Genomic DNA, 16,534 nt, shown 5'->3' on the forward strand with positions numbered 1-16,534 from the left:
ATCCTCCTGCCAAACTATCAGTAATTAACTCTTTAAAAGCTGCCGATTATTTACGAATTTTGCAACTTGATTTTGACAAAACACTTTTAGTATAAAATCGCATGCAACTGAGCGAACAGGAACTACGCCGTAGACACGAGCGTGAAGAACTGGAGAAAATGGGCATCAACCCCTATCCATCTGAAACATTTGAGGTTACGGCAACAGCCAAAGAGATAAAAGAAAACTTTGACAAGGAAAAGGGCAACTATCAGGAAGTAACCCTGGCAGGCCGTTTAATGAGCCGCCGCATTATGGGTAAAGCCTCTTTTGCGGAGCTGATGGACAGCACAGGCCGGATCCAGATATACGTTTCAAGAGATGACATTGCACCAGGCGAGAACAAGGACATGTATAACACCGTGTTCAAGAAAATGCTTGACATCGGTGACTTCATCGGAATCAAAGGCTATGCTTTCGTAACGCAGGTAGGTGAGATCTCGGTGCATGTTACAGAGCTAAAAGTACTTACAAAATCGCTTAAGCCACTACCAATCGTAAAGCGCGAGGTGGACGAAAATGGCGTAGAGCATGTTTACGATGCCTTTAGCGACCCTGAGCTTCGTTACCGTCAGCGTTACGTGGATTTGATCGTGAACCCACATGTACGTGAAACTTTCCAGAAGCGCACCAGGCTGGTAAACACCATGCGTAACTTCTTATCTGATAAAGGTTACCTGGAGGTGGAAACACCAATTCTGCAGCCTATACATGGTGGCGCGGCGGCACGTCCGTTTAAAACGCACCACAACACCCTGGACATGACGCTGTACCTGCGCATTGCCAACGAGTTATACTTAAAGCGCCTGATAGTGGGTGGTTTTGATGGCGTGTTCGAGTTTGCAAAAGACTTCCGTAACGAAGGTATGAGCCGTTTCCACAACCCGGAGTTTACTGTGATGGAGCTTTACGTTACTTACAAAGACTATAACTGGATGATGGACCTGGTAGAGGAAATGGTGGAAAAAGTAGCCCTTGCCCTGCATGGTACAACAGAAGTGCAAGTTGGAGAGAACGTAATTAACTTCGCCCGCCCTTGGAAGCGTTATACAATGTTTGAGGCTATCGAGCACTTTACTAAAATCGATATCACAAACATGGATGAGCCAGCGCTTCGCCAGGCAGCAGAGAAGCTAGGCATCCATACAGACCCAACCATGGGCAAGGCTAAGCTTATTGACGAGATCTTCGGAGAAACGGCAGAGCCATACTTGATACAGCCAACATTTATTACGGATTACCCTGTAGAGATGAGCCCATTGGCTAAAAAGCACCGCAGCAAACCAGGGCTGGTAGAGCGTTTTGAGGCTATTTGTAACGGTAAAGAAATTTGCAATGCCTTCTCTGAGCTTAATGACCCTGTAGACCAGCGCGCGCGCTTTGAAGAGCAACTTGAGCTGGCAAAACGTGGAGACGTAGAAGCCATGGTACTGGATGAAGACTTTCTTCGTGCCTTGGAATACGGTATGCCGCCAACAGCAGGCTTGGGTGTAGGTATAGATCGCCTGGCCATGATTATGACCAACTCTAACTCTATCCAGGATGTGTTGTTCTTCCCGCAAATGAAGCCGGAGAAGCAAGATAAGAAAGAAGAGAAATAAGCTTTTGCTTAGTTACTTTAAAAAGGAAGGGCCTGCTACACATAGCAGGCCCTTCCTTTTTATACTTTAGCTTTTCTATAAGCCTGGAGTTTTACGGGAATCGTTAATCATTCTGTTCACCTCGTCATCATCCCATTTAGCTTTATCGGTATAAGGGCTGCTCTGTACGTTACCAGTTTGTGCCTGCTGGTTTTTGCTTAAATTGGGGTTAATGTAAGGCTCTTTCTTTTTACCAGTCCAGGAATCCACTTTAGATTTTGTAGAAGTATAGCCTTTACTTACCTGGTCGCCAAGTTTGGAAGCAGAGTCAGCTACTTTTTTACGGGTAGTGGTTCCTTTATCAGGGGCAAGCAATACACCTGCAAGCGCGCCTGCCGCAGCTCCTGCAAGCAGGCCCAAGGCCACAGCCCCATTTCCGCTGCTACTCTTTTTGCTCTTCATTTTCTTACCAGTAGTATCGTTCTGCTTCATCTGCCGCACAGACGAGTTAGTAGCAAATGTTGATCTTTCCTCTCCTAGCGATCTGCATTCCATTTTCGTTCTCATAGTTGTATCTGTATTTTGTTTAAATTTTAAACTCATAACTACAGCAGTATATTGCACTTGCTGTACATTTAATAACGGGAGAGCAAGCGGAAGGTTAAATTAGGTTTGGCATAAATAACGGCGCCTGCCCCAGAAAAAGGGGCAGGCGCCGTTGCACGCAATGCAAATTTTAGCCGCCTCAGCAACTATAAAATAAACTTATAGTTACGGCAAGGCCCGAAGGCCTTTTTACATTGCATGTATAAATTTAATGTGTTTTTACTTTTGTTTATACTTAGGCGTTACCACCAGTTGCATTACCGCCTGTAGTACCACCAGCTGATCCAGTACCTGTGTTACCAGCGCTGGAACCACCTGTTGAGCCAGAACCGCCTTTGTTACCACCTGTGTTGCCAGATGAATCGCCGCCGTTGTCGCCACCTCCGGTTTTACCGAACGTGCCGCTCATGTTCTTGATCTCGTCAAGTCCAGCCTGCAGGTTTTTCTCCAGGTCTTGGCTAAGCTTGCCAGCCCATTTTTTTACGCTTCCGCGTGTTACCTCACCAGTATCTGGTGCCATAAGCAGACCTGCAATTACACCTGCACTTGCACCTGCCAGAAGGGCCAAAAGCACTTTTCCGCTATTGTCTTTCATAGTTGTTATGATTATAATTTTTGTTTACTCTTTTATGTGTCTACTAATAACGTTGTACATAGCATTAAGTTATATCTATACAACAGAATACTATTATACTTAAGCTAAAAGTATAAAATTATAGCAACTATTTTATTTAACTGGACTAACGAAGTGTATATGCTTTTAGCTTCTGAAGTCAGATAATAGCTTCAGAATTTCGTCTTTCGTTTTGTTGAGGCGAGTCTGCAATCGGCTCAGCAGTTCATTTTCGCTTCCCTGCTCATAGTTTAGATCATCCTCCGTAAGCTCCTCATAATTATTTCTAAGCAGGCGTTTTACGTCTTCCCAGGAGCCATGCATCACAAGTTGGTCGTCCCCCTGTCCTGATGCTTTTCCTGACTTGGATCTTAAATTCTCTGTCCAGCTTTTTATCGTTGCATTCAGGTCGTCACCTGCTTTTGTAAGGGTGCGCTTAAGCTCATCGCGGTTATTGCGGCCATTGTTCGGCGATAGCAGCACGCCAGCTGCAATACCAGCGCCAATGCCTGCCAGGGTTGCCATTAGAATTTTGTTGTTGTTGTTTTTCATGTTATCCATGTGCTTGATCATTTTATTTATCATTATTCATCTAAGCGCGACCCGTAGTGTACTTCATTTTCACAAAAAAGCTTACTTCAGATATATTTAGATATTTTTGCGCTTCAAATATCATACGGTTGCTGCCACACTTGGTTAATTGCAGCCACAAAACGTATAACACCAATCAACTTAAAGTTTAAAAACTATGAAGAGAATTCTTGCCGTACTTGCTGTAGCGGCCATGTTTACGGGCAGTTCCTGCACAAAACCTACCCAAACTGCCACCATCTCCAGCTGCATAGACGAAAGCAAAATAAACCCCGACATCATGTGCACCATGCAGTACGACCCTGTTTGCGGCTGCGACGGCAAAACCTACGGCAACAGTTGCGAAGCAAACCGTGCTGGTGTTACTTCTTACACAAAAGGCGAGTGTACAGAAAAAAGTTAGAATTATAATTTGAATGCGTGATGAGCGAAAAGAAATACATAAAGCAAACCAAGCCGTTCCGGGTTCCTACCACGGATGGCAAATTAATTGAAGAGCATTTTGGCCATGCCTCTACCCGCACCTCCGGCTTTAGCGTGGCACATATGGTGGCCCCTGCTAACTGGAGCGAGCCACACCAAAACCCGGAATTTGATGAAATAACCATTATGGTGAAAGGCAGCAAGCTAATTGAAATTGACGGGGAAGCGGTAGAGCTTAAAGCCGGAGAAACCATACTTATAAAAGCTGGTGCCCGTGTGCGCTATTCCAATCCCTTTGACCAGGAAACCGAATACTGGTCTGTTTGCATACCGGCTTTCGATATCAATACCGTTAACCGCGAAGAAGAATAACCTGAAGGTACAAGCAAGCCCCCCTTAACACATAAAAGCCGCTGCTATAGTATAGCAGCGGCTTTTATGTGTTAAGGGGTATTTTTGCAGCTCCTGATAAAAATTATTACTTGCTGATCAAATCTACGATATCTTCTGAGATACCCATGCTGCTAAACCCGCCATCATGCATCAGGTTCTGCATCGTTACGTAACGCGTAAGGTCTGAGAATAGCGTAATAGTATAATCCGCACATGCCTCTGCTGACGCGTTGCCCAGCGGCGACATTTTATCTGCATAGTCGTAGAAAGCATCGAAACCACCTACGCCGGTACCGGCTGTTGTTTTAGTCGGCGACTGCGAAATAGTGTTTACACGGATCTTTTTGCTGCGGCCTAAGCGGTAACCATAGTTACGGGCAATAGACTCAAGCACCGCCTTCGCATGCGACATGTCAGTATAGTCAGGGAATACACGCTGTGCTGCAATGTAAGATAGGGCAACTACAGAACCCCACTCATTCATGGCGTCCTGCTTTTCGGCAACATGCATCACCTTATGGAAAGAAATGGCAGAGATATCCAGCGTTTTCAGGAACCAGTCGTAGTTCAGGTCTCCGTATGCTTTGCCTTTGCGGATGTTTGGGCTAGACCCGATAGAATGAAGCACAAAATCAAGTTTGCCACCTAAAATCTCCTGCGCTTTTGTAAACAGGTTCTCCAGGTCTTCTACAGAAGTTGCATCGGCAGGTATAATTTGTGCGTTGCACGCTTCTGCTAACTTGTTTATTTCACCCATACGCATGGCAATAGGCGCGTTCGTCAACACAAACTCAGCACCTTCTTCTTTGGCACGCATCGCTACTTTCCAAGCTATAGATTTCTCGTCTAACGCTCCGAAAATGATTCCTTTCTTTCCTTTAAGCAGATTATAAGACATGTCTTTATCGTTGTTTAATACTTTCAAAGATTTGAGCTGGCAATATAGCAATAACTAAGTATAACTCAAGATGCAAGGCCGGCACAACTGGCGAACAAACAGCAAACCTTCGTGGAGCCAGGCCAAACCACCCTGCCCCTCCTTGTCTAAGGTTGTGCAGAGATGATTGAACCAGATACTGAAGAAACAGGGATAAAGGTATTACTGCTAGACAAGTTTCAAGTCAGAGGCTTATGATTTCAGCAAACAAAAAGCCCATTCCTAAGCGCAGGAATGGGCTTTTTATAAAGATTGTACATTATACTATAACGACAGCAGCTCCTTCGCGCTTTTGTAAGCACTAGCACTTGGGTTAGCGCCGGCAATCATATGGGCTATTTCGTTAACACGTTCCTCGTTATTCAGCTTCTTAATACGGCTGATGGTACGGTCTTCTGTATCGTGTTTGTATACAAAGTAATGGGCATTGCCCTGAGCAGCAATTTGCGGCAAATGCGAAATGGCAATAATCTGGTGTTTCTGCGCCATCTGCTGCATCATTTTTCCCACCTTCACAGCTACTTCCCCGGATATACCCGTATCGATCTCATCAAAAACGATGGTTGGCAAAGCAGTTTTATCAGCCAGCATATACTTCACGCTCAGCATCAACCTTGAAAACTCACCACCAGAGGCGGCTTTTACAAGCGACTGCGGTTGTGCTCCTTTGTTGGCGCTGAAAAGTATACTAATCTCGTCGGTACCTGTGGCAGAAGGAGTCGTGTCTGCATGCTGAATAACAATGCGTGCATTTGGCATACCCAGTTCGGCCAGCAAAGTATAAAGTTCTTTTTCGAACTGCCCGAACGATGATTTTCTGCGCTCTGAAAGTATGGCTGCCTTGGCTAGCACATCTTTCTCCGCTGCCTCCATTGCCTTTTTAGTGTTCGCGATAGCAGTATCCAGATTAAGCACGCTGCCTACCTTGCCTTCCAGGTCGCGCTGTATCTCCAGTAGCTCTGCATTAGACTGCACCTGGTGCTTGCGCTGCAAGGTATAAATCATGTTCAGGCGTTCCTGCACCTCTACGGTGCGCTCTGGGTCTGCTTCTGTTTTGCGTTCTGCATCTTCCAACTCACCTGCAATATCGCTCAGCTCTATCATGCAGCTCTCGGTGCGGGTGCGCAACTCATCATACTTCGGCGAGAAGGCAGCCAACTGACCGATAAGGTGCGCTGTGTCTTTTAATGCTGATGTGATGTTGAACTCTGACTCTGTAAGGTACTGAACCGCCTGGGTTAACTTTACTTTGATGTCTTCGGCGTTTTCCAGTTGCTTTAGTTCATTCTCCAGTTCTTCCTGCTCGTTCTCCTGTAGGTTTGCCTCCTCCAGCTCATTCAGCAAAAAAGTATTGTAATCCAGCTCTTTCTGTGCTTTGGCAAGTTGGTCTTCCAGCTTCTTATAGTCAGATTCCAGCTTTTTATACTTGCGGTAAGTGTCGTTGTAGTTTTTTAAATAAGACAGATTGCCTGCGTAAATATCAAGCGAAGTGTTACCGGCATATACATCCAGTATATTAAGTTGATAGCTGGTGTCACCTAACTGCAGCGTGTCGTGCTGCGAGTGTATGTCCATCAGGTTCTCGCCTATCTTACGAATCACGTCCAGCGTTACAGGCGTGTCGTTTACAAAGGCACGCGACTTACCGCTGGGGCTTATCTCGCGGCGCAGAATGCATTGGTTATCGTAATCCAGGTCCTCGGCAGTAAATACCTCTTTCAGGTTGTAAAGCGAAATATCAAAAACGCCTTCTATCACGCACTTCTGCTCCTGGTTAAACAGCAGTTTTGAATCGGCGCGGTTGCCCAGTAGCAAACCGATGGCCCCCAGCATAATGGATTTTCCCGCACCTGTTTCGCCTGTAATGATATTAAGTACCGGAGAAGGGTTCATCTCCAGCTTCTCGATCAGGGCGTAATTTTTAATTTTAAGATCTATCAGCATATATGTAGTCTCGAGACTATAGACATAAGATGTAAGACTTTTTGCCTATGCTAAAGTTCGCTAATTCTGTTATTATTTTAAATGCAGTTAAAGTATAGTTTATACTTTGGATTGCTCGTTAAGATAAGGGAAATTTTCTTTTGCTCCAGTTAAAAAATAAAGCTTTACTAATCTTAATAGCCAAATAGCTTTCAGAGGCTCTTTTTAAAAGGGGAAAAGAGAGATGCAATTTATACTTTAATAAGGCGCTTCCAGGTCGTAAATAATTTCTTCAATCTCGCCTAAAGTAAACTGATGCTTGCCACCCCGAAAATCTTTAAGCTGCAAAACACCAGGGTTTATACTTGATAACGAACCAGCTAGCACCACTTTTGTGCGCAACACTACCTGTACTACAGGTTGCTGCAGTAGTTCTTGCAAGTGTTTTTCTAAATCTTTTTGGAAGATGCGGACCTGGCGTTTGCCCATAGTATAAAGTATAAAAACATGCAGCTTGTTCTGCCGCCGTGAAGTTACACCGTTTTAGCGAAATTCTAAAAATTTTAGCGTTTTAGCAATACCTCGTATTTGCTGTTGTTGGTGGGGTCGGTTTGTGAGAGCAAAGTATACGCCTGCTGCTTTTGTGCAGGTATAGCCGTTTTAAACATGTTTACCAACTCATCTGCTTTGGCATCGAAAAAGGAGCGGACTACTGCCGAGTTAGGCTTTTGCTGCTGCAGGCGCTGCATACTTTCTAATACTGTTAGCACAGATTGCCTTGCCTTCTCTGGGTTCTCCACCATGATATCAAGCCCCTGGCGGTGCATGTTGTAAAGCCCCTCCCGGAAAGGGATGAACTGTGGGTCCTGTAAGTTGTCTATTAACCAGTAGCGGTTGCGGTTGCTGTCAAACGCTTTCCAGCCTTGGTAACCTGCTCCCTGCGAGGCGGCCATATTAACCACGGCTCTTGCTTTATCGAATGCGGCAGCGCCACCTAAACGGCCAAAGCTATCATTGTCTATGCCGATGATCATGTAAGCATAAAATGCCAGCATCGACGACAGGTTGGAAGTATAATTGTTTTCAGCAAAATCCAGCGGCTGGGCAGTATTAAACTGGAAAGTCCAGTCTTTATCAATGAAAGAAAATAGCGTTGATTCGTAACCTGTGCCATAAGCCGGCCTAACCGATACTACCTGCACATTTGCCTTGAAGACCCCAATCTCGGGCATCTCAGTCAGGTTAATAAGCAGGCGGCACTTTATTCTTTCGTCTGTTCTGTAGGCTTGGTCAGTCCAGCGGCGGTTGTTCATAAACTCGAAAATGCGTGTCTGCATATCCGAGAAAAGTTGCCGATCGGTGTACTGCACTTGTTCGCTGTTAACAACAACATCGCACTGCAGCTCCTGGGCATTGGCTGTCCAGGTTGTCAGGCAAAACATCAGCAAAACAAGTATTTTCTTAGCCATTTAGTCTTTCCCAGATCAGGTTTACAATATCTTGAGCCACCTCTGTCTTTTGCTTTAGCTCAAACGCGGTGGTAGCGTCTTTTTCTATAATGGTTATCTTATTCGTATCGTGCTTAAAGCCTGCTCCCGGATCGTTGAGTGAGTTCAGCACAATCATGTCAAGGTTCTTTTTCTGCAGCTTTTCACGGGCATTGGCACTTTCGTTGTGCGTTTCCAGGGCAAAGCCAACTGAAAACTGACCTTCCTTTTTCTCCTTGCCCAGCGCCGCTGCTATATCAACGTTCTTAACAAGCTCAATTGTAAGATCATCGCCAGTTTTTTTTATTTTCTTATCGGCAACTACTTTAGGCTTATAATCGGCAACGGCTGCGGCGTACACTATAATATCTGCCTCGGGTGCCAATTGTTTTACAGCAGCATACATTTCGTCAGCACTTGTTATGTGCGTAATATGTATACTTTGGTGTCGAGCCTGCAGGTTTACAGGGCCCGACACTACGTATACGTTAGCGCCATGCGCCGCAAAGCACTCTGCTAAAGCGTAACCCATTTTGCCTGTTGAGTGGTTCCCGATAAAGCGCACCGGATCGATGGCCTCGTAAGTCGGGCCTGCTGTTAAGACTACTGTTTTGCCTTTAAACGAGTTTTCTGTCACCTGCAAAGTAATTCTGAAGCACTTGAACAATCTCTTCCGGCTCTGCCATACGCCCCTGCCCCACCAGTCCGCTTGCCAGCTCGCCATAACCGGCCTCTATAATGTTGTTGCCATAGCCGCGCAATTTTGTAAAATTGCTTTGTACCGATGGGTGCTGATACATATCCAGGTCCATGGCTGGGGCTACAAAAACGGGGCAGCGCGCCGAAAGATAAGTGGCACTAAGAAGGTTATCGCAGAAGCCGTTTGCCATTTTGGCCACGGTGTTGGCACTTGCCGGGGCTACAACCAAGGCATCAGCCCAAAGGCCCAGGTCCACGTGGTTGTTCCATACGCCGGTTTCATCTTTCACAAACCCGGTAAGTACCGGCTTTTTAGAAAGTGTAGCCAATGTAAGAGGGGTGATAAACTCAGAAGCAGAAGTGGTCAGGATTACCTGTACTTCTGCTTCTGCTTTTATGAGCTGCCGTACAAGTAAAGCCGCTTTATACGCAGCTATACTTCCGCAAACTCCTAATATGATCTTTTTATGCCGGAGCATATGCCCTTATTACAGGGAAATTTCTTCTGAAGTCTCCTCGTCTGGTGAACGGAAGTATACTTTACCCTCCAGGAACTCCTCGATTGCAAGGCTGGTAGGCTTTGGCAGACGCTCGTAATACTTAGAAATCTCGATCTGCTCGCGGTTCTCAAATACTTCTTCCAGGTTATCAACTGTAGTTGCAAATTCAGCAAGTTTAGAGTTTAACTCCTCCTTTATCTTAACTGCAACCTGATTCGCTCTTTTAGAAATAACAGACACAGACATGTATACATTGCCAGTTTGCTCTGCAAAATCGGCCATGTTGCGCGTAACGATAGATGATGGAACTGATGCCATATATTTTATACTTAAGAATTTGCTTGTGTTGATTTTTTAACTTTCTCGATCTCTGCCAACGTATTTTCATACACCTGCAGGGCATTACGGGTAAACTTGCTATCAGGATACTGATCGATGAAGTTCTGATAATAATCTACTGCTTGTAAAAAGCGTTCTTCCTGCTTATTTGGTACGCTTTCCAGCGCAAAGCGGTACTGCGCATCCAACTTTAAGTATGCTGCTTCTTCGCTGTATGGCGATGAGGCATGCTCCTTCTGAAAGTTATCAAAAGCCACAACTGCTGCTCTCCAGTAACGCAACTGGTAGTACAAGCGGGCATTATCAAACGATTTTTTATCCAGCTTTACCATCAGCTCCTCAATAAGCTGGTTGGCTTCAGGTATGCGATCGCTGTTTGGGTAACGTACCGAAAACTCCTGCAATGCCTCAATGGCAGTAAGCGTTGCTGTCTGGTCCTGCTCAAAACTAGGCGATTGGTTATACAACGATAGTGCCTGGTTATACATTGCCTGCTCAGCTAACGGGCTGCGCGGGTAAGTCTGATAAAAGCTTTTGAAGTGGAAATCAGCTAACAGGTAATCTCCCAGCTCATAGTACGTGTCTGCGAGGTAGAACTTTGCCTGCTCGGCCTCTTCGCTACCGGTAAGCAAAGGCGATACCTGCTCCAGTAACTGGTTGGCGCGGTAGTAGTCCTCTTTCTTGTGGTACTCAAGGGCAGCCTTGTATTTCTTGTCAACGTCGTCGCTCTTTAAAAGCTTCTGAAAATTGCTGCAGCCGGAAATAACTAACAACAAACCTACTAATACGACGGTATGTAAAAAGCCTCTATTCATGAACGGGCAAAATTATACAATATCTGTGTGATTTACAAAACTGAAATAACAAGGCGAAACTCCTTGTGTAAGCTTAAGGTATTTTAATTCTTTTTGGCAGCAGCTTTCTTTTTAGCCTGTTTCTTTGCTGGCGCCTTTTTGGGCGGCACAGCTGCCTTAGGTTTTGCCGGTACGCGTGTTGCAAAAACATCTTTACGGGTAGGCCTTAATTTTTCCATCCAGCTAAAACCATCTAACTGCCGCTCTGACTCCTGCAACTCGTGCGGAGGTATAAAATTTGCATCTGGCTGCACCAAGAACGAGATTGTCTGCAATTTATTTTCTCCGAATTTAAGTACCATGTTGCTGCAAATGGCTTTGTTCATTCCCGTCAGCACGCTATCCCCTTCTAAAGCATAGTATAAACTTTCGCCATTGCCGTTCACATTTACCCGCCTTATGTCGCCGTTCTGGAAATAAGCCACCATGTTGCGGCCTTTTACCTGGTTGTAATTTTTGAGGGAGTCTTCTGAGGCAATAAATGCGTTGCTGTACATGTACATTCTGTCGATGGTCTTGTTGCGCAGCTGCACATGTATGGTATCGGATACTAGTTGGCTGTTTTCGCTCCAAAGCACAGGCTTGCGGTTCAGGTGCATTACAGAGTCAGTACGGTTATAACTTAGCGAGTCGGCTTTGCCCTGCAAATCGGTTTTAAAGATTTTTACATTAGGATAGGCAAACAACATACTTTTAACCCTTCCCGCCCTTGCCTCTTTAGAGTAAAGCGTATCAGCCGACAAGTATAAAGTATCGTTGTCAAGTATGGTTTCCATTACCGGGCTGCCGTATACCTTGGCCTCACCCCTGTCGCGCCAGTAGCGCCCTATCTGCCCTCTTATAGTCACGTCGTCTTTCAGCGCCCGCAACGATACGTTTTTCTCAGCATATCCGTAACCGGTGTTTTGGTCATAGTAAAGTTTATCTCCACCCAGTCTGTATTCTTTTGTAAGGATGTAGGCATTACGGCCAAAGTTCGATACTTTGGTTAAGGTGTTGTACGTACCCTCTTCGGCATACAAGTCGCCTTGCTCACCTTTTATAAATGTTGGCCCCTGGAAGTATACAATCTTACTTAGGGTATTGTACCGCATGTTCTGGGCGGTGATATTGTAGTCTTTGGTAAATACTTTTACATCCTGCTGAAAGGTGAACATTTTAGAACGCGTGTCATAGGAGCCACGGCGGCTTTCCAGGCGGTTCTCCGGGTCTATAATGGTGCCTCCTTCGGTATAAACTGCCGTGCGGGTACCCAGATTATAATCAAGGCTTGGAGTGGTTAAGGTCATGCGTGGATCGCTCATCACCACATTTCCCGTCATTTTGGCTAGTCGGCTGTTGCCATCGTAAGTGGCCCTGTCGCCGCGCATGGTTACAGTATCGGCCTGGTTAATGCGCACATTGCCGAACGCTTCCAGAAAGTTACGCTCTTTGTATTGATAAACAGAGTCAGCAAAAAGAATCGCATCACGTTGCTTAAACTTTACGTTACCTATCAGCTTATCAATCCGTTGACCATTAAAAGTACCGCCCACTAAAGAGTCGGCACCCTGCAGTTCTACTCTGCTGCCTTGCGTTTGTGCCTGCCGCGGCGTCTGCTGCCCGAAAACCACCACCGAAAGCAGCGTAAAGACAATAGAAAAGAGTAATTTTGTATACTTCATTTAGATTCTTGACAAAGGACAAAAGACATTGAGACAAAGGACTTATTTCTTTCACCTATCATCTAACAGTCTTTCGTCTAATTTATACTTCAAAATTATAAAAAATTTACCAGCCGCTGCTTTATGCTACAGAAAGTTTCAGGTTTTATACAAGCGCAAAACCTTTGCCAACCCGACAATAAAATTTTAGCGGCCGTTAGCGGCGGCATAGACTCTGTAGTACTTTGCGAAGTACTGCACCAGCTTAAGTATACGTTTGCCATTGCACATTGCAACTTTGGCCTGCGTGCAGAGGATGCTGAGGCAGATCAGCTTTTTGCCAGAAAGCTTGCCAAGCAATATGAGGTGCCCTTTTATACAGAGAATTTTAACACACAGGCTTTCGCCGAACAGGAAAAACTCTCTACGCAAATGGCTGCCCGCACATTGCGCTACGAGTGGTTTGAACAGGTGCGCAACCAAGAAGGCTACGATTACATTGCCACAGCCCACCATAGCAACGACCTTGCCGAAACCATATTGCTTCACCTCACAAAAGGCACAGGCATAGCAGGTTTGCACGGCATTCCTGCTAAAAATGGCAACATCATCCGCCCGATGCTCACGGTTACCAAAGATGACATTTATGATTATGTGACTAGCCGCAAACTGATCTGGCGTGAGGACAGCTCTAACATCACCACCAAATACCAGCGCAACAAGATAAGGCACGAGGTGATTCCGGTGTTAAAGGAAATAAACCCGAACCTGGAAGAAACCATGCAGCATACCGCTGAGCGCGTTAGCCATGCCGAAAGTATAGTGGCAGCCTACATCGAGCAACTACGACAGCAAAGTATAAAACAAACCGACGAAGCAGTATACCTGTCACTAGAGCCATTGCTACACGCTACCGGCCTGCCGGTGGTACTCCACGAACTGCTGCGCCCTTACAACTTTAGCTATAGTGTAGTACTGGAACTAGCAGAGGCACTACAAGGCATTTCAGGAAAGCAATTCGAGTCGCCAACCCATACTTTAGTGAAAGACCGTGAACAGTTGGTTATAACGCCTCGCAACCTGAGTAGCTTTGGAAGTATACTAATAAACGAAGGCGATACCGAGGCAGCGGCTGGCAATTTAAGCTTTACTATAAAATATGTACCTGCTGACAAGTATAAGTTGAATACCAAACCGCATGTAGCAGCCCTGGATGCCGAACAGTTAAAGTTTCCGTTGAGGCTGCGCAGCTGGCAGGAAGGCGATTGGTTTGTACCGTTGGGCATGAACGGAAAGAAAAAGATAAGCGATTTTCTGATAGACAAAAAAGTACCGGCCAACCTAAAATCCAAAACCTTAGTATTAATATCCGATCAATCGATTGCGTGGATAGTTGGCCAGCGCCTGGATAACCGCTATAAAGTAACGGACAAGACAGAACGGGTGGTGGAGATAAGTATTGAGCGACACACGTAGCACGTATCAAGTAGCATGACTTTTAAATACGTGCTACGTGTGTCGTGATACCTGATACGAATTATAAACTTTAGGCACTTTTTAATAATAGATTTTTCTAATTTTACGGAAGTTAACCGAATCTCAAACTAACATAAAGTATATCCGATAATGAAAGTAACTGTAGTTGGAGCTGGTAACGTAGGTGCAACATGTGCCGATGTGCTTGCTTACCGCGAAATCGCGAACGAAGTAGTTTTAGTGGATATTAAAGAAGGTTTTGCTGAGGGCAAAGCGCTTGATATCTGGCAGAAAGCCCCTATCAACCTATACGATACACGTACTGTAGGTGTAACCAACGATTACAGCAAGACAGCTGGTTCTGATGTAGTGGTTATCACTTCTGGTTTGCCACGTAAGCCAGGCATGACGCGCGACGACCTGATCTCTACAAACGCAGGCATCGTGCAGTCAGTAACCGAAAATATTGTAAAGCACTCTCCGGATGCGATCATCATCGTGGTTTCTAACCCACTTGATGTAATGACGTACGCGGCTCACATTACTTCTAAGCTTCCACGCACACGCGTAATGGGTATGGCTGGTATCCTGGATACGGCACGTTACAGAGCATTCCTTGCTGAGGCGCTGAACGTATCTCCGAAAGACATCCAGGCAGTACTAATGGGTGGTCACGGCGATACGATGGTTCCGCTTCCGCGTTATACTACAGTTGGTGGTATCCCGGTTACAGAATTGATCGGTGAAGAAGAACTGAACGCTATAGTTGAGCGCACTAAAAATGGTGGTGGCGAGCTTGTAAAATTGATGGGTACTTCTGCCTGGTATGCACCGGGTTCAGCAGCTGCTCAGATGGTAGAGGCTATCGTTCGTGACCAGCGTCGTGTATTCCCGGTTTGTGTGAAGCTGGAAGGTGAGTACGGTATTGATGGCGTTTACTTAGGTGTACCAGTTATACTTGGCAAGAACGGTATCGAGAAGATCATCGAACTGCAACTGAACGAAGACGAGAAGCAACTGCTTGAGACGTCTCGCGGACACGTGAAAGAAGTGATGGAAGCGCTTGACAACATCAACGCTGCCAAAGCTTAATTTATAAAGTATACTTATTGATGCTAAAAGCGGCGCTTCTGAAAAGGAGCGCCGCTTTTTGTTTTAGATCAGTATTAGTTTTTTTGGTGACTTGATGTACTTGGTTATTTGCAGCTCCGGGCACAAATACCCCTAACCCCTGCTTGCCTAAGTCGGGGAATTCTGCTGTTGATTCTAGAAAAGTAAGGCTTCGTTGCTTCAGCTTAACCTCCTTTTTACCAGGATCCCTTCAGGATGACAAAACAGAAAGCAGCGGCTAATAATAAGTCAGAAGACGAAGTAAGTATAAATTCCCCGCCGTGGACTAGTGAGAACGAGAATTCGGAACTAGGGAGCGCAACTCTGAGGGGTAGGCGTGGTTGGAGCCGGTACATAAAACAAAGAAGCCAATCCTGCTTAAAGATTGGCTTCTTTGTTTTATGTACCGGCTCTACTCCTTTTGGCTCGCCTGGAAAAGCTTCTGCTTCTCCTCTTTAGACAAGCTTTCGTAGCCTGAGCTGGATATTTTATCAAGTATAAGATCAATCTCTTTTTGGCTTGGCTTGCCTCCTGGCTGGGTAGTTGTAGTGCTTCGCCCATTCGAGAAAGGGTTTGCAGTACGATGCGTTACCTTAAGCTTAGGTTTACTTTTAAACAGGTTGCCAAAAAAGTCAATTATAGCCAGTACTGGCCGCCCCATGTCGTTGCCGCGCTGCAGCTGCCTTACAAAGAGCCATCCGATAAAGGCACCTCCTAAGTGAGCAATGTTACCGCCAGCATTATCTCCTACAGCCCCCGAAATGGAAAGCAATACTAGAAAGGCCGCAATATACTTTATCCGGATTGGCCCGATCAGGATGAGGTTAAATGTATAGTTTGGCAGAAGTGTAGCTGCTGCTACCACTATAGCCAACACACTTGCCGAGGCGCCTATCATAAACGAAAAAGCAGCTCTATCGGCAAAGTATGGGATAAAGTTATAGCTAAGCATGTACAGCACCCCACCGGCTATACCGCCAAGTATGTACAGGCTCAGTAATTTTCGTTCTCCTAAATACTCCCTTATCAACTGCCCGAACCAGTACAGGTTAAGCATATTAAAGATAATGTGCAGGAAACCTTCGTGGGTAAAGAAATAGGTAATTAGTGTCCAGGGGCGGGTAATAAAAGTAAACAGGTCAGAGTTTAGCGCTATAAAGCGCATTAGCAAACTATAAACACCTGCCCCGCCCGTTAAAACCAGAATGGTACGCGTAACTATCAGCACCACAAACACGCACACATTAATCAGGATGAGCTGCTTTAATGTGTTGTTAGGCTGCTTAAAAGAGTGTTTTATATCGTCAATAATGCTCATTAT

Annotated in this window: 18 protein-coding genes; 5 read left to right on the forward strand and 13 right to left on the reverse strand. The window is 45.4% G+C overall.

Annotation, left to right across the window (positions count from 1 at the left end; all coding sequences use genetic code 11):
* The first annotated feature begins 101 nt into the window (after positions 1-101).
* Complete coding sequence (gene lysS / locus Q1A23_RS03030; protein WP_299819301.1) at positions 102-1,640, forward strand: lysine--tRNA ligase; 1,539 nt, start codon at positions 102-104, stop codon at positions 1,638-1,640.
* Positions 1,641-1,715: 75 nt separating this feature from the next.
* Here the strand turns inward: lysS and Q1A23_RS03035 are convergent, their stop codons facing one another.
* The 3 genes from Q1A23_RS03035 to Q1A23_RS03045 all read right to left on the reverse strand — a co-directional run bounded on the left by Q1A23_RS03035 (position 1,716) and on the right by Q1A23_RS03045 (position 3,390).
* The gene (locus Q1A23_RS03035; RefSeq protein ID WP_299819304.1) at positions 1,716-2,186 is read right to left on the reverse strand and encodes a YtxH domain-containing protein; all 471 of its coding nucleotides are present in this window, start codon (positions 2,184-2,186) and stop codon (positions 1,716-1,718) included.
* A 274-nt stretch (positions 2,187-2,460) separates the two neighbouring features.
* Positions 2,461-2,820 (reverse strand): YtxH domain-containing protein, encoded by a 360-nt coding sequence (locus Q1A23_RS03040; RefSeq protein WP_299819307.1) that lies wholly within the window; start codon positions 2,818-2,820, stop codon positions 2,461-2,463.
* Positions 2,821-2,985: 165 nt separating this feature from the next.
* Positions 2,986-3,390, reverse strand: a complete 405-nt coding sequence (locus tag Q1A23_RS03045; protein WP_299819309.1) for a YtxH domain-containing protein — start codon at positions 3,388-3,390, stop codon at positions 2,986-2,988.
* Positions 3,391-3,586: 196 nt separating this feature from the next.
* Here Q1A23_RS03045 and Q1A23_RS03050 point away from each other — a divergent pair, with 196 nt between their 5' ends.
* Both Q1A23_RS03050 and Q1A23_RS03055 read left to right on the forward strand, forming a co-directional pair.
* Positions 3,587-3,832, forward strand: coding sequence for a Kazal-type serine protease inhibitor (locus Q1A23_RS03050; protein ID WP_299819312.1), 246 nt, complete (start codon positions 3,587-3,589; stop codon positions 3,830-3,832).
* Between the two features lie 20 nt (positions 3,833-3,852).
* Positions 3,853-4,224: a cupin domain-containing protein gene (locus Q1A23_RS03055; protein WP_299819315.1), complete on the forward strand. Its 372-nt coding sequence runs from the start codon at positions 3,853-3,855 to the stop codon at positions 4,222-4,224.
* A gap of 106 nt (positions 4,225-4,330) precedes the next feature.
* On the opposite strand, the gene Q1A23_RS03060 is transcribed toward Q1A23_RS03055, so the two are convergent.
* The 9 genes from Q1A23_RS03060 to Q1A23_RS03095 form a co-directional block, all read right to left on the reverse strand.
* Entirely contained in the window at positions 4,331-5,143 is an 813-nt protein-coding gene (locus Q1A23_RS03060) for an SDR family oxidoreductase (protein WP_299819318.1), read from the reverse strand.
* Positions 5,144-5,446: 303 nt separating this feature from the next.
* Complete coding sequence (gene recN / locus Q1A23_RS03065) at positions 5,447-7,126, reverse strand: DNA repair protein RecN (RefSeq protein ID WP_299819321.1); 1,680 nt, start codon at positions 7,124-7,126, stop codon at positions 5,447-5,449.
* A 237-nt stretch (positions 7,127-7,363) separates the two neighbouring features.
* Complete coding sequence (locus Q1A23_RS03070; protein WP_299819323.1) at positions 7,364-7,594, reverse strand: hypothetical protein; 231 nt, start codon at positions 7,592-7,594, stop codon at positions 7,364-7,366.
* Between the two features lie 74 nt (positions 7,595-7,668).
* On the reverse strand, positions 7,669-8,574 hold the full coding sequence (locus Q1A23_RS03075) for a DUF4835 family protein (RefSeq protein ID WP_299819325.1): 906 nt from the start codon (positions 8,572-8,574) through the stop codon (positions 7,669-7,671).
* On the reverse strand, positions 8,567-9,229 hold the full coding sequence (gene coaBC / locus Q1A23_RS19570; RefSeq protein ID WP_363322018.1) for a bifunctional phosphopantothenoylcysteine decarboxylase/phosphopantothenate--cysteine ligase CoaBC: 663 nt from the start codon (positions 9,227-9,229) through the stop codon (positions 8,567-8,569). Before coaBC ends, Q1A23_RS03075 begins: the two co-directional genes overlap by 8 nt.
* Positions 9,210-9,770 (reverse strand): flavoprotein, encoded by a 561-nt coding sequence (locus tag Q1A23_RS19575; protein ID WP_363322019.1) that lies wholly within the window; start codon positions 9,768-9,770, stop codon positions 9,210-9,212. The genes coaBC and Q1A23_RS19575 overlap by 20 nt, the downstream gene beginning before the upstream one ends.
* Positions 9,771-9,779: 9 nt before the next feature.
* Positions 9,780-10,109: a DNA-directed RNA polymerase subunit omega gene (locus Q1A23_RS03085; protein WP_299819328.1), complete on the reverse strand. Its 330-nt coding sequence runs from the start codon at positions 10,107-10,109 to the stop codon at positions 9,780-9,782.
* Between the two features lie 11 nt (positions 10,110-10,120).
* Positions 10,121-10,945, reverse strand: coding sequence for an outer membrane protein assembly factor BamD (gene bamD / locus Q1A23_RS03090; RefSeq protein ID WP_299819331.1), 825 nt, complete (start codon positions 10,943-10,945; stop codon positions 10,121-10,123).
* 83 nt (positions 10,946-11,028) lie between these two features.
* Entirely contained in the window at positions 11,029-12,648 is a 1,620-nt protein-coding gene (locus Q1A23_RS03095; RefSeq protein ID WP_299819333.1) for an OstA-like protein, read from the reverse strand.
* A gap of 123 nt (positions 12,649-12,771) precedes the next feature.
* On the opposite strand from Q1A23_RS03095, the gene tilS reads away from it, so the two are divergent.
* Both tilS and mdh read left to right on the forward strand, forming a co-directional pair.
* A complete protein-coding gene (gene tilS / locus Q1A23_RS03100; protein ID WP_299819336.1) occupies positions 12,772-14,103 on the forward strand; it encodes a tRNA lysidine(34) synthetase TilS in 1,332 nt (443 codons plus the stop codon).
* Between the two features lie 150 nt (positions 14,104-14,253).
* Entirely contained in the window at positions 14,254-15,195 is a 942-nt protein-coding gene (gene mdh, locus Q1A23_RS03105; RefSeq protein WP_162427443.1) for a malate dehydrogenase, read from the forward strand.
* A gap of 430 nt (positions 15,196-15,625) precedes the next feature.
* Here mdh and Q1A23_RS03110 read toward each other — a convergent pair whose 3' ends face one another.
* Positions 15,626-16,531 (reverse strand): rhomboid family intramembrane serine protease, encoded by a 906-nt coding sequence (locus Q1A23_RS03110; protein WP_299819341.1) that lies wholly within the window; start codon positions 16,529-16,531, stop codon positions 15,626-15,628.
* Positions 16,532-16,534 lie beyond the last annotated feature (3 nt).

This window comes from uncultured Pontibacter sp. (assembly GCF_947492645.1).
Taxonomy (GTDB): Bacteria; Bacteroidota; Bacteroidia; order Cytophagales; family Hymenobacteraceae; genus Pontibacter.